The sequence below is a fragment of the Agromyces sp. NPDC004153 genome (genome assembly GCF_053603635.1).
Genome location: NZ_JBSGFY010000002.1, coordinates 608,689 through 621,312 on the forward strand (window position 1 = coordinate 608,689; position 12,624 = coordinate 621,312).

At 72.0% G+C, this 12,624-nt stretch carries 11 protein-coding genes; 1 reads left to right on the plus strand and 10 read right to left on the minus strand.

What is annotated here, in order from left to right:
- Window positions 1–25 precede the first annotated feature (25 nt).
- The 8 genes from gatB to ACWEOH_RS16850 all read right to left on the minus strand — a co-directional run bounded on the left by gatB (window position 26) and on the right by ACWEOH_RS16850 (window position 9,618).
- The gene (gene gatB / locus ACWEOH_RS16815; RefSeq protein WP_148734779.1) at window positions 26–1,549 is read right to left on the minus strand and encodes an Asp-tRNA(Asn)/Glu-tRNA(Gln) amidotransferase subunit GatB; all 1,524 of its coding nucleotides are present in this window, start codon (window positions 1,547–1,549) and stop codon (window positions 26–28) included.
- Complete coding sequence (gatA, locus tag ACWEOH_RS16820) at window positions 1,549–3,081, minus strand: Asp-tRNA(Asn)/Glu-tRNA(Gln) amidotransferase subunit GatA (RefSeq protein ID WP_452032893.1); 1,533 nt, start codon at window positions 3,079–3,081, stop codon at window positions 1,549–1,551. The genes gatB and gatA overlap by 1 nt, the downstream gene beginning before the upstream one ends.
- Window positions 3,078–3,380 (minus strand): Asp-tRNA(Asn)/Glu-tRNA(Gln) amidotransferase subunit GatC, encoded by a 303-nt coding sequence (gene gatC, locus ACWEOH_RS16825; protein WP_452032895.1) that lies wholly within the window; start codon window positions 3,378–3,380, stop codon window positions 3,078–3,080. The genes gatA and gatC overlap by 4 nt, the downstream gene beginning before the upstream one ends.
- Before the next feature lie 26 nt (window positions 3,381–3,406).
- Entirely contained in the window at window positions 3,407–3,898 is a 492-nt protein-coding gene (locus ACWEOH_RS16830) for a carboxymuconolactone decarboxylase family protein (protein ID WP_452032897.1), read from the minus strand.
- Window positions 3,899–3,939: 41 nt separating this feature from the next.
- On the minus strand, window positions 3,940–5,745 hold the full coding sequence (locus tag ACWEOH_RS16835; protein ID WP_452032899.1) for an alkaline phosphatase family protein: 1,806 nt from the start codon (window positions 5,743–5,745) through the stop codon (window positions 3,940–3,942).
- Between the two features lie 24 nt (window positions 5,746–5,769).
- Window positions 5,770–8,121 carry an NAD-dependent DNA ligase LigA gene (gene ligA, locus ACWEOH_RS16840; protein ID WP_452032900.1) on the minus strand — a complete coding sequence of 784 codons (2,352 nt, stop codon included), beginning with the start codon at window positions 8,119–8,121 and terminating at the stop codon, window positions 5,770–5,772.
- A gap of 59 nt (window positions 8,122–8,180) precedes the next feature.
- A complete protein-coding gene (locus ACWEOH_RS16845) occupies window positions 8,181–8,885 on the minus strand; it encodes a hypothetical protein (RefSeq protein WP_452032901.1) in 705 nt (234 codons plus the stop codon).
- Window positions 8,886–9,021: 136 nt separating this feature from the next.
- Window positions 9,022–9,618 carry a hypothetical protein gene (locus ACWEOH_RS16850; RefSeq protein WP_452032903.1) on the minus strand — a complete coding sequence of 199 codons (597 nt, stop codon included), beginning with the start codon at window positions 9,616–9,618 and terminating at the stop codon, window positions 9,022–9,024.
- Between ACWEOH_RS16850 and ACWEOH_RS16855 the strand changes: the two genes are divergently transcribed.
- Complete coding sequence (locus ACWEOH_RS16855; protein ID WP_452032905.1) at window positions 9,613–9,888, plus strand: hypothetical protein; 276 nt, start codon at window positions 9,613–9,615, stop codon at window positions 9,886–9,888. The two genes, ACWEOH_RS16850 and ACWEOH_RS16855, sit on opposite strands and share 6 nt — an antisense overlap.
- A 204-nt stretch (window positions 9,889–10,092) precedes the next feature.
- Here ACWEOH_RS16855 and mnmA read toward each other — a convergent pair whose 3' ends face one another.
- Complete coding sequence (gene mnmA, locus ACWEOH_RS16860; protein ID WP_452032907.1) at window positions 10,093–11,199, minus strand: tRNA 2-thiouridine(34) synthase MnmA; 1,107 nt, start codon at window positions 11,197–11,199, stop codon at window positions 10,093–10,095.
- A gap of 183 nt (window positions 11,200–11,382) precedes the next feature.
- Entirely contained in the window at window positions 11,383–12,615 is a 1,233-nt protein-coding gene (locus ACWEOH_RS16865) for a cysteine desulfurase family protein (RefSeq protein WP_452032909.1), read from the minus strand.
- Window positions 12,616–12,624: the final 9 nt, after the last annotated feature.

The window sequence follows — 12,624 nt, forward strand, 5'->3', positions numbered from 1 at the left end:
CGCACGGCCCGGTGGTCGCCGGATGCTACGCGTCGGTCGCCGAGGCGCGCTCGAGCACGAGCTCGCGCACGCGCGCGGCATCCGCCTTGCCGTGCATGGCCTTCATGACCGCGCCGATGACCGCACCGGCGGCCTGCACCTTGCCGTCGCGGATCTTCGCGAGGACGTCGGGCTGCGAGGCGAGCGCCTCGTCGATGGCGGCCACGAGCGCGCCGTCGTCGGACACGACCGCGAGGCCGCGCGCGTCGACGATCTCCTGCGGCGAGCCCTCGCCCGCGGCGACGCCCTCGAGCACCTGGCGGGCGAGCCGGTCGGTGAGGGTGCCGGCGTCGACGAGGGCGGCGAGCTCGGCGACCTGCGCGGGCGTCGCGAGCGACGCGGCATCCGTGTCCTGGGCATTCGCGAGACGGGTGAGCTCGCCGGTCCACCACTTGCGGGCGGCGGCGGGCGTGGCGCCCGCGGCGACGGTCTCGGCGACCTCGACGAGCAGGCCGCCGTTCACGACGTCCTGGAACTCGAGGTCGGTGAAGCCCCACTCGGCCTTCAAGCGGCGACGGCGCGCGGCCGGCGCCTCGGGCAGGGCGGCCCGCAGCTCCTCGACGAGTTCCCGCGAGGGCACGACCGGGAGCAGGTCGGGCTCGGGGAAGTAGCGGTAGTCGTCGGCGTCGGACTTCGGACGACCGGGGCTCGTGGTGCCCGAGTCCTCGTGCCAGTGCCGGGTCTCCTGCGTGATGCTGCCGCCCTTGGCGAGGATCGCGGCCTGCCGCTGGATCTCGTAGCGCACGGCGCGCTCGATGGAGCGGAACGAGTTCACGTTCTTCGTCTCGGTGCGGATGCCGAGCTGCTCGGCGCCGCGCGGACGCAGCGACACGTTGGCGTCGCAGCGCAGGTTGCCGCGCTCCATGCGCGCGTCGGAGATGCCGAGCGCGATGGCGATGTCGCGGATGGTGGCGACGTACGCCTTCGCGAGCTGGGGCGCATCGGCCTCGGCGCCGAAGATCGGCTTCGTCACGATCTCGACGAGCGGCACGCCCGCGCGGTTGTAGTCGACGAGCGAGTACTCCGCGCCGTGGATGCGACCGGTGGCGCCGCCCACGTGCGTGAGCTTGCCCGCGTCCTCCTCCATGTGCGCGCGCTCGATCGGGATCTGGAAGACCCGGCCGTCCTCGAGCTCGACCTCGACGCTGCCCTCGTAGGCGATGGGCTCGTCGTACTGCGAGATCTGGTAGTTCTTCGCCAGGTCGGGGTAGAAGTAGTTCTTGCGCGCGAACCGGCTCGACTCGGCGATCGAGCATCCGAGGGCAAGACCCAACGAGATCGACGAGCGCACGGCCTCGCCGTTCACGACGGGCAGCGAGCCCGGGAGGCCGAGGTCGACCGGGGCGACCAGCGTGTTCGGCTCGGCGCCGTGGAACGCCGAGTTCGCCGGATTCGGCGCCGGGGAGAACATCTTCGTCGTGGTGTTCAGCTCGACGTGCACCTCGAGGCCGATCACCGGCTCGAACAGCTCGAGGGCCTTGTCGTAGTCCATCAGGTCGGCGCGGGCCATCAGACGGCACCCTCCTCGCTCGCGAGCATCTCATGGGTGGACAGGTCGGGTGCGCCGTCGAGGATCGGGGCGCCCCATTCGGCCAGCAGCAGCTGCTCGAGCGCGCCGCCGACGTTGTAGAGCCGCGCGTCCTCGCGCGCGGGCGCGAGGAACTGGATGCCGACGGGCAGGCCGTCCTCGGGTGCGATGCCCGACGGAATCGAGATGCCCGGGACGCCGGCCAGGTTGGCGGGGATGGTCGCGACGTCGTTGAGGTACATCGCGAGCGGGTCGTCGAGCTTCTCGCCGAGCTTGAACGCCGTGGTCGGCGCCGTTGGCGTCGCGAGCACGTCGACGTTCGCGAACGCGGCGTCGAAGTCGCGCTGCACGAGCGTGCGCACCTTCTGGGCGCTGCCGTAGTAGGCGTCGTAGTAGCCGGCCGAGAGGGCGTAGGTGCCGAGGATGATGCGGCGCTTCACCTCGGGGCCGAAGCCCGCCTCGCGCGTGGCGGCCATGACCTGCTCGACCGTGCCGCCGCCGCTCGGGGTGACCCGAAGTCCGAACCGCACGGAGTCGAACTTGGCGAGGTTCGAGGATGCCTCCGCCGGGAGGATCAGGTAGTACGCCGCGATGGAGTACTCGAAGTTCGGGGCGCTGACCTCGACGATCTCGGCGCCGTTGCGCTCGAGCAGCGCGAGCGCCTCGTGGAAGCGCTGGCGCACGCCGGCCTGGAAGCCGTCGGAGTCGAGCTCCTTCACGACGCCGATGCGCAGACCCGAGACATCCGCCCGCCGCACGGCCTCGGCCATCGACGGCCACTCGGTGGGGATGGACGTGGAGTCGTGCGGATCGTGGCCCGCGATCACGTCGTGCAGCAGCGCGGCGTCGAGCACCGTGCGCGTGACCGGGCCGATCTGGTCGAGCGACGACGCGAGCGCGATCGAGCCGTAGCGGCTCACCGCGCCGTACGTCGGCTTCACGCCGACCGTGCCCGTGACGTGCGCGGGCTGGCGGATCGAGCCGCCCGTGTCGCTGCCGAGCGCGAGCGGGGCCTCGAAGCTCGCCACCGCGGCGGCCGAGCCGCCGCCGGAGCCGCCGGGGATGCGCTCGAGGTCCCACGGGTTGTGGGTCGGGCCGTAGGCCGAGTGCTCCGTCGACGAGCCCATCGCGAACTCGTCCATGTTGGTCTTGCCGAGCGGCACGAGCCCGGCCTCGCGCACCTTACGGACCGGCGTGGCGTCGTACGGCGGAACCCAGCCCTCGAGGATGCGGGAGCCTGCGGTCGAGGGCATGCCCTCGGTGACGAGCACGTCCTTCACCGCGATCGGCACGCCGGCGAGCTCGCCGAGCGGCTCGCCCGCCGCGCGGCGGCGATCGATGTCGGCCGCGGTCGCGAGCGCGCGCTGCGTGTCGACGTGGAGGAACGCGTGCACGGCGCCGTCGACGGCGCCGATGCGGTCGAGGTGCGCCTGCGTCGCCTCGACGGAGGAGACGTCGCCGGCGGCGAGGCGCGCGCCGAGCTCGGCAGCGGACAGCCGGATGAGGTCGCTCACTGCTCCTCCCCCAGGATCGCCGACACCACGAAGCGCGAGTCGGCCGCCTCTGGCGCACCCGAGAGCGCCTGCTCGACGGTCAGCACGGTGTCGCCCACGACGTCGTCGCGGAAGACGTTCTGCATCGGGATCGGGTGGCTCGTCGGCGGCACGTCGGGCGTGGCCACCTCGCTCACCTTCTCGACCGCCTGCATGATCTGGCCGAGCTCCGCCGTGAGGTGCTCGATCTCTTCCTCGGTGAGCGCGATGCGTGCGAGGTTCGCGAGGTGGGCGACCTGCTCCGCACTGATTTCGGACATGCTGCTCCGTCGTGTCGGGGTGGGGATCACCCGATTCTATCGGGGCTCGTCTCCTCGCCCGCGACCGGGACGGGAACGGCTCCCTCCGCGAGCTTGAGCCGCGTCCAGACGTTCATGTTGATGACGACGGCGGCGATCTCCGCGATGGACGTCGCATCGAAGTGAGCGACGAGTTGCGCGTGGAGTTCGGGGAATCCCGCGAGATCGTAGGTCGTGAGCCCCTCGCAGTACGCGAGCGCGGCCTTCTCGGCGTCCGTGAACACGGCGCTCTCCCGCCAGCTGGGCAGGTGGGCGATCGTCTCGGTGTCGATGCCGATGCGCCCGGCCGCCGCGGTGTGCAGGACGAGGCAGTACGAGCAGGGGTTCAACTGCGCGACCCGGAGGCGCAGGAGCTCGGCGAGTCGGGCGTCGAGACCCAACTCGGCCGTGTAGCCGAACTTCGCGGCCATCTTCCTGGCGAGCTCGTCGAACTCCGTGAGGTCGGAGTCGAATCGCGTGTTCTCGAACCGGATCGCCATGTGATGTCTCCTCCCGGGCCGGCGTTCCGCCCGCAGCCGCGTCAGCGCGGAGCGCCGAAGAGGCCCTCGCCGTAGCGGTGCAGGAGCTCGTAGGCGTCGGCGTAGGTGGACGGCTCCTCGGCGTCGGGCGCGCCGTACTTCGCCAGGAGCAGGCCGAGCAGCCCGCGGGCGGGCGGACTGAGCGGCTTGTCCTTGTGCTGGTGCGCCGGGTGCGGCGCCTCGGCCTGCGGATTCGGCGGGATGTACTGCGGCGACGTCGAGGGCCACGAGATCGGCGCCCGCGGCTCGCGGAGGTTGACGGCGTTGAAGAGGTTGTTCGCGCCGACGTCGCGCCGCGTGAGCGGCTTCAGTCCGTGCAGCCGCGAGAGGGTCGCGATGACGGCCGCGTGGTGCATCTCGTCGTGGATGACGGTGCCGGCGCGCGTGTAGGCCGAGACGGCGATCGCGGGAACGCGGCATCCGAGCCGGTCGAAGCGGAAGCCCATCTCGCCCTCGGACTCCTCGTGCGGCGGCGTCGCCGATGGCGGCGGGACGTGGTCGTACGTGCCGCCGTGCTCGTCGAACGTGATGAGGAACATCGTGTTGAGCGCGTTCGAGCCGTCGGGCGAGGCACTGCGCTTGATCGCCTCGTAGATCTCGTGCACGAGCGCCTCGCCCGCGCGCACGTCGGACACGGCGGAGTCGATGACCTCGACGCCGTCGACGTCGCTCTCACGGAGTCGGCCGAACGGCGGGTGGAAGTCGTTGTGGTTGTAGGTCATGCGCGGCTCGATGAAGGCGTACGCCGGCAGCCGCCCCAGCTTCACGTCCTCGTAGAACTGGCTCATGGTGGCGAACCGCTCGGTGCGCCAGTACTGCTCGAGCACGGGCGCGTGGAGGACGCCGGTGAACGAGACGAGCTGCAGCTCGTCGAAGTAGATGCGCCACGAGATGCCGGCCTCCTCGAGGCGGTTGAAGATCGTGGGCGCCTCGGGGGCGTCGAGCCACTTGTCGTAGCCACCGCCCGCCTTGTTCGTGACGAAGCCGTGCGAGGTCGAGGCGTGGAAGAACGAGCGGTTGCAGAACGTCTGCGAGGGCACGGCGCAGTACCAGTTGTCGTAGACGGCGAAGTTCTTCGCGAGGGTCGACAGCACCGGCAGCATGGGCGGCGAGAAGGAGCCCATGATCTGGCTCGCCTCGTCGATCGCGGGTGCCGTGCCCTTCCTCAGCCGCATGTAGTTGATCCAGTAGTCGCGCACGAACCCCGACATGTCGGCGGTGACTTCGCGCCCCGGCGCGTTGTACGGCGCCTGCATCGACTCGACGAACAGCTCGGCGTTCGTCGCCGGGTCGACCGTGCCGAACAGCTGCGTGTTGACGTGCGGGAACTCCTCGCCCGGATCGGGGTTCGGGCGGCCCATGATCTCGTCGGTCGGACCCTCGTAGACGTGCGCCGCCACGACCGTGCCGTCGGGCGCCGTGTTGGCGTAGTCGCCGAACGCGAGGCCCTCGAACGTCTCGCCGTCGGGCAGGTCGGACTCGGAGTAGAGGTAGCCGAGCAGGTTGTCGAACGAGCGGTTCTCGCCCATGAGCACGACGAGGTGGTCGAAGCCCGCCTGCTGGCGGGCTGTGAGGGGCACGAAGTCGTCGACGCCCTCGTCGAAGCCCATCTGGTGCCCGATCGCGGCCCCGACGGCCGCGCCGATGCCGCCACCCACGACGGCACCGGCCGCCGCGGCCCCGCCGATCTTCAGGAAGTCGCGACGCGAGGTGGTGCGCGGCGCGTCGGGCGCGGCATCCGTGCTCGCATCGCCACCGCCGTCGGGCGCGTCGGGCCCGCCCGGCTTCCGCTCGACCTCGTCCCCCACGCATCCCCCTTCGCTCGGCGCCGCTCAGGTGTCGAGTGCGCCCGGCCCCTCGGTCACGAGCCGCGCGAACTGCGCGGCGTCGATCACGCGGATGCCGAGGTCCTCCGCCTTCGCGAGCTTGGAGCCGGCGCCGGGGCCCGCCGCCACGAAGTCGGTGTTCTTCGACACGCTCGAGGCAGCCTTGCCACCTGCCGCGATGATAGCCTCCTGGGCTCCCTCGCGAGAGAATCCGTCGAGCGAGCCGGTGGCCACGATGGTGAGCCCGGCGAGCACTCCTCCGGCCGCGGCGGCGGCCGCGGCACCGGGTCCGGCATGGCCAGGCGTCGCGAACCGCACGCCGGACGCCGTCCACCGTTCGACGATCTCGCGGTGCCAGTCGACGTCGAACCACTCGGTGAGCGACTCGGCGATGATGCCGCCGACGCCCTCGACGTCGGAGAGCTCCTGCACGGACGCCGCCCGGATCGCATCGAGCGACCCGAAGTGGTCGGCGAGCGCCCGGGCCGCGACCGGACCCACGTGCCGGATGTTGAGCGAGACCAGGAGCCGCCACAGCGGCTTGGTCTTGGCCTTCTCCAGCTCCTCGAGGAGCTTCGTCGCGGCCCCCGACGGCAGCAGCTCGCGATGGGTCTTGCGGATGCCCGCACGGCGTCGCTCGGCCGCGTCCATCTGCTCGGTGCCGGGCGGGTAGGTCGCCGGCGCCCACTTCTGGAACGGCGCCCTCCGGATGGGCTCGCCCGTGGCCTCGTCGACCTTGACCTCGCCGGTCTCGGCGTCGCGCACGACGACCTGGATGGGCACGAGCTCGTCGAGCGTGAGGTCGAACAACCGGGCCTCGGTCTCGAGTGGCGGCGTCGTCGGGACGGACGGCTGCGTGAGCGCGGCCGCGGTGACCTCGCCGAGCGCCTCGATGTCAAGGGCGCCGCGGGAGCCGATGTGCTCGACGCGCCCCCGGACCTGCGCGGGGCACGACCGCGCGTTGGGGCAGCGGAGGTCGATGTCGCCCTCCTTCATCGGCCGGAGCGGCGTGCTGCACACCGGGCAGTCGGCGGGCATGCTCCACTCGCGCTGCGTGCCGTCGCGGAGCTGCTCGACGGCGCCGAGGATCTCGGGGATGACGTCGCCCGCCTTGCGGAGCACGACCGTGTCGCCGATCATCACGCCCTTGGCCTTGACGACCTCCTGGTTGTGCAGCGTCGCCTGGCGCACGGTGGAGCCGGCGACCTTGACGGGCGCCATGATCGCGTACGGCGTCGCGCGGCCGGTGCGGCCGATCGCCACCGCGATGTCGATCAGCTTCGTGTGCACCTCCTCGGGCGGGTACTTGTAGGCGATCGCCCATCGCGGGGCGCGGCTCGTCGCGCCCAGCTCGTCGTGCAGTGCGAGCTCGTCGACCTTGACGACGATGCCGTCGATCTCGTGTTCGACGTCGTGCCGGTGCTCGCCCCAGTTCGCGATGAACGCCGCGACGTCGTCGACGGAATCGAGCACTCGCGTGTACGGCGACACGGGCAGGCCCCACTGCGCGAGCAGCCCGTAGACCTCGGACTGCGTGGCGACGGGCGGGCGATCCCACGCGCCGATGCCGTGGAGGTACAGCGAGAGCCGACCCAACCGGTCGCGCATCAGCCCGAGCTCGAACGCGCTCTTGCGCTCGCGTCGCTGCCTGAGGCTGCCCGCAGCCGTGTTGCGGGCGTTCGCGAACTCGGGGAAGCGCACCTTGATGGTGGCCTCGGGCCGGCCCTTGGCCAGCTCCTCCGCCTCGTAGGCCGCCTGCAGCTCGTGCTGCCGACGGTTCAGCTCCTCGAAGTCGGCGGTCGACAGGAAGACCTCGCCGCGCACCTCGAAGAAGGGCGGGAACCCGTCGCCCTCGAGCCGCTGCGGAATCGCCGGGATGAACTCCAGGTTGTCGGTGATGTCCTCGCCGACGCGGCCGTCGCCTCGCGTCGTCGCCGTCTCGAGCACGCCGTCGCGGAAGGCGAGGCTCAGCGCGAGCCCGTCGATCTTGAGCTCGCACAGCCAGTGCACCGGTCGCCCGGCGTCGCGCTCGACCTTCTCCGCCCACTCGCGGAACTCGTCGATGGAGAAGACGTTGTCGAGGCTGAGCATGCGCTCGGCGTGCTCGTGCTCGGGGAAGCCGGCGGTCGCGACGACCGCGCCCACCTGCTGCGTGGGGCTGTCTTGGCCGGCGAGTTCGGGGAACGCGCGCTCGAGCGCCTCGAGTCGATGGAACGCCACGTCGTACTCGGCGTCGGAGAACGGCGAGTCGCCGTCGCCGTAGTAGGCCAGGCGCGCCCGGTCGATGAGGTCGGCGAGCTGCTCCGATTCGGCGCGGGCGGTCTCGAAGTCGGCTGGGATGTCGCTCACAGGTGCCATCCTATGAGGCCCCTCCGACGCCGCATCGGAAGCGGCAGCGGCGCGAGGTGACGCGCCGGTTACTCGTCGTCGACGACGTGGTCGACGCGTCGGTGGTACCGAACGCCCACGACGCCGCCGAGGATCGCTCCGCCGAGGCTCACCACGGCGACCACCACGGCCGCGACGATGCCCGCGATGGTCAGCAGGTCATCGGACAGGGGGATGCGCCCGATCAGGTCCCGGCCGACGGGCTCGTCGAACAGGCCGAGCACGAAGCCGATGACGGCGATCACGATCCCGATCGCGATGGTCCACACCCAGACCGCGATGCCCTGCGCGACGCCGCTGAAGCGCGCCATGCGACCGGCGACGTACCCGCCGCAGTAATAGGCGGCGAACAGCACCGCGAGGAGCGTGCCGGCGCCGATCCAGCCGACCGTCTCGAGGTCGAGGGGGAGCTCGCGGGCGAACAGCATCGGGTTGCGCACGTCGAGTCCGAGCACGACGCCGACGGTGGTGGCGATTGCGCTGAGGATGGCGAAGGTGGCCGTGGCGGTGAGCCACCCGAAGAAGGCGGAGCCGACCTTCACGCCGCCGAACCGCTCCCGCTGGCGTTCGATGACCTCGTCGGTCGTGAGCGTCATCGGATCGATCGCGTCCTCCCATGCTCGGGGGCTGGGATCGATGGTGGCGACGGGGCGGGTCGAGGGCGCGGGGTCCAGGTTCCTGAAGGGCTCGGCGGGGTCGCGGTCGGGGGCGGCGGGGTACAGCGGGTAGTTCACAGGTTCTCCTCATCACTCGCTCGGCGCCGGGGGAAGCGCCAGCGTGAATCTACGCGAAGCGCCTCGCGACCGCGAGGCGAGGCGCTCCGTGCACGACGGATGCCGCGTGGTGGGCCACGCGGCATCCGCCTGTCGATCAGCCGCCGAAGCCGGCCCGGTCGACCTTGCGGTGGTAGTGCGTGCCCGCCTTGCCGCCGAGGATCGCGCCGCCCAGGCTCGCGATGGCGACCACGATCGCGGTGATGACGCCGGCCACCGTGAGATCGCCCTCGCTGAGGGGCAGGCGCGGGAAGAAGTTGAGGTCGGCGAAGACGTCGAACCGGCTGCCGATCACCACGCCGAGCAGGGCGACGACGATCGCGATGACGAGCGCCCACACCCAGACCGCGAGGCCCTGCACGACGCCGTTGAAGCGCGCCATGCGCCCGGCCACGTAGCCGCCGCAGTAGTACGCCAGGAACAGGATGAGCAGGAGCGCGATCGCGCCGATCCAGCCGATGGTGCCGGCGTCGAGGCCGACCTGGTCGGCCGCTGCGTCCACGTCCTCGACGCCCAGGCCCAGTGCAGCTCCGGTCGCGGCGAGGAGTGCGGTGAGCAGCGTCGCCATGCCGAAGGCGGTGAGCCAGCCGAAGAAGGCCGCGCCCACCTTCACGCCGCCGAACGCCTCGCGCTCGCGGGCGGCGACCTGGTGCCGCTCGGCGGCGAGATCCGCGGCGTGGGGTCGGGCGTGCACGTCATCGGCGTCATGGTCGATGACGGCGTCGCGGCGGTCGTCGATGCCGTCATGGTCTCGGTCGACACCGACGTCGCGGCGGTCGTCGATCCCGTCGCCGTCGCGGTCACGGTCCACGCCGACCTCGCGGCGGTCGTCGATCCCGTCGCCGTCGCGGTCACGGTCCACGCCGACCTCGCGGCGGTCGTCGACGCCGTCGCGATCACGGTCGACGCCCGTGTACGGGGTGTCCCTCCGCTCGGCTGCGGGCATCGCGATGGTGTCGCCTGAAGCGGCGCTCGTTCGTTCCGAGGGTCGATCAGCGGGCTCTCGTGGGGTGCTCACGGTGGATCCTCTCGTCATCCGGGTCGCGCCATCGGGTCGGCGCAGCCGCGAATCTACGCGGCGGCACGCCCGTCCGCACAGGCCTTGACAGGCCCGCGACCGGTACCCATGTGCGCGCGATCGCACCTTACGGTGCAGGGACGCCGCTCGTCAGGCGTCGACGGGGACGGCGCTCACCGTGCGGTCGATGGTGCACTGCCCGAGCACGCGAGTGCCGACGTAGACGACCGCGGTCTGGCCGGGCGCGACGCCGTCGAGCGGCTGCGCTGGCGTGATCACGAGCTCGTCGTCGGCGACGACCGCCGTCGCGGGCACGGGATCGGCGTGCGCGCGGATCTGCACCTCGCACGGGAACGGCGTCGCTGGATCGGCCGGCGGCATCCCGGCCCACGTGAAGCGCGAACCGGCGATCTCCGCCGTCGCGAGCGCCGCCTTGGGACCGACGACGACCGTGTTCTCCTTCGGACGCACCTCGAGCACGAATCGAGGCCTGCCGTCGGGCGCGGGCGTGCCGAGGCGGAGGCCGCGGCGCTGGCCGACCGTGTATGCGTGCGCGCCCTCGTGCGCGCCGACGACGGCACCCGACCGGTCGACGATGTCGCCCGGCGCCTCGCCGACGTGCTCGGCGAGCCAGCCCTTCGTGTCGCCGTCTGGGATGAAGCAGATGTCGTGCGAGTCGGGCTTCTGCGCCACGCTCAGGCCGCGGCGTGCGGCCTCCTCGCGCACGAGCTGCTTCGAGGGGGTGTCGCCGAGCGGGAAGTACGCGTGCGCGAGCTGCTCCGCGGTGAGCACGCCGAGGACGTAGGACTGGTCCTTCGCCCAGGCGCTCGCGCGGTGGAGCTCGCGGTTGCCCGCGGCATCCGTCACGATCGTGGCGTAGTGGCCTGTGCAGACCGCGTCGAAGCCGAGCGCCAGCGCCTTCTCGAGGAGGGCGGCGAACTTGATGCGCTCGTTGCAGCGCATGCACGGGTTGGGCGTGCGGCCCGCCGAGTACTCGGCGATGAAGTCGTCGACGACGTCGGCCTTGAACCGCTCCGAGAAGTCCCACACGTAGTACGGGATGCCGAGGACGTTCGCCGCGCGCTGCGCGTCCATCGAGTCCTCGATCGTGCAGCAGCCGCGGCTGCCGGTGCGCAGCGTTCCGGGCATGCGACTGAGCGCGAGGTGCACGCCGACCACGTCGTGGCCCGCCTCCACCGCGCGCGCTGCGGCCACGGCGCTGTCGACGCCGCCGCTCATCGCTGCAAGGACTCGCATCGTTCCAGTGTACGAAACCGGTCCTGAGCGGATGCCCCGCGCAGGTCTCCTTCCCAATGCAGGAACCTTCGAGCGACACGCCGTTGAGCTCGGGCGGACACGCCGCGAGCTGCACGGTTCTTCCTGCATTCGGGCGGCACGCGGGTGACAGGGGTGCCTGAGCGGATGCCCCGGCGGGCCCGATCAGCGGCCGAACGACGTGAGACGGCCCGCGAGCCCGGCCTTCGCCGCCTGTGCGTGCGCGGCCGGCAGCGCCGCGAGGAACGCGTCGACGTCGGCCTCGGTGGAGTCGTGGCCGAGGGTGATCCGCAGCGCGCCGCGCGCGTCGGACTCCGACCGGCCCATGGCCATGAGCACGTGCGAGGGCTCGGGCACGCCCGCCTGGCACGCCGATCCCGTCGAGACGGCGACGCCCGCGGCATCCAGCAGGAACAGCAGCGAGTCGCCCTCGCAGCCCGGGAACGAGAGGTGCACGTTTCCCGGCAGGCGCCCGTCGGAGCCCGGATCGCCCGAGAGCCGCGCCTCGGGCACCGCGGCGAGCGCGCCCGCGATGAGGCGGTCGCGGAGCGCCGACATCCGCCGCGCGTCGTCGTCGAGCCGCTCGTGCACGGACGTCGCCGCCGCGGCGAAGCCGGCCGCCGCGGCCACGTCCTGCGTCCCCGAGCGCAGGCGGCGCTGCTGCCCTCCGCCGTGGATGAGCGGCTCCACGACCGCCGACCGGTCGAGGACGAGCGCGCCGATGCCGGCGGGTCCGCCGATCTTGTGCGCGGAGACGCTGAGGGCGACGAGACCGGCGCCGCGCGGGGCATCCGTCGCCTGACGCAGCCCGTGGAGGTCGATCGGCAGCTGCCCGTACGCGGCGATCGCGTCGACGTGCAGCGGCACGCCGGCGCGCGCCGTGAGGCGGGCGACCTCCTCGACGGGCTGGATCGTGCCCACCTCGTTGTTGGCCCACAGCATGGTCACGAGCGCCACGGATGCCGCGTCGCGGGCGAGCTCGGCCTCGAGCAGGTCGAGCCGCAGCCGCCCCAGTCCGTCGAGCGGCACCTCGTCGATCTCGGCGCCCTCGTGCGTCGCGAGCCACTCGATCGTGTCGAGGGTGGCGTGGTGCTCCCCCGCCGGGACGAGGATGCGCGACCGCGGACGACCGGCCGGCGCTGACGCCCGGCGGCTCCACCACAGCCCCTTGATCGCGAGGTTCACGGCCTCGGTGCCGTTCCCCGTGAAGACCACCTCGATGGCGTCGGCGCCGAGCGTCGCGGCGATGCGCTCGCGGGTCTCCTCGAGCAGCCGCTTGGCCTGCTGGCCCGCGCTGTGGATCGACGAGGGGTTGCCGACCACGGCGAGCGCCGACGTCAGCGCTGCGATCGCCTCGGGCCGCATGGGGGTGGTCGCGGCGTGGTCGAGGTAGACCATCTGCGGACC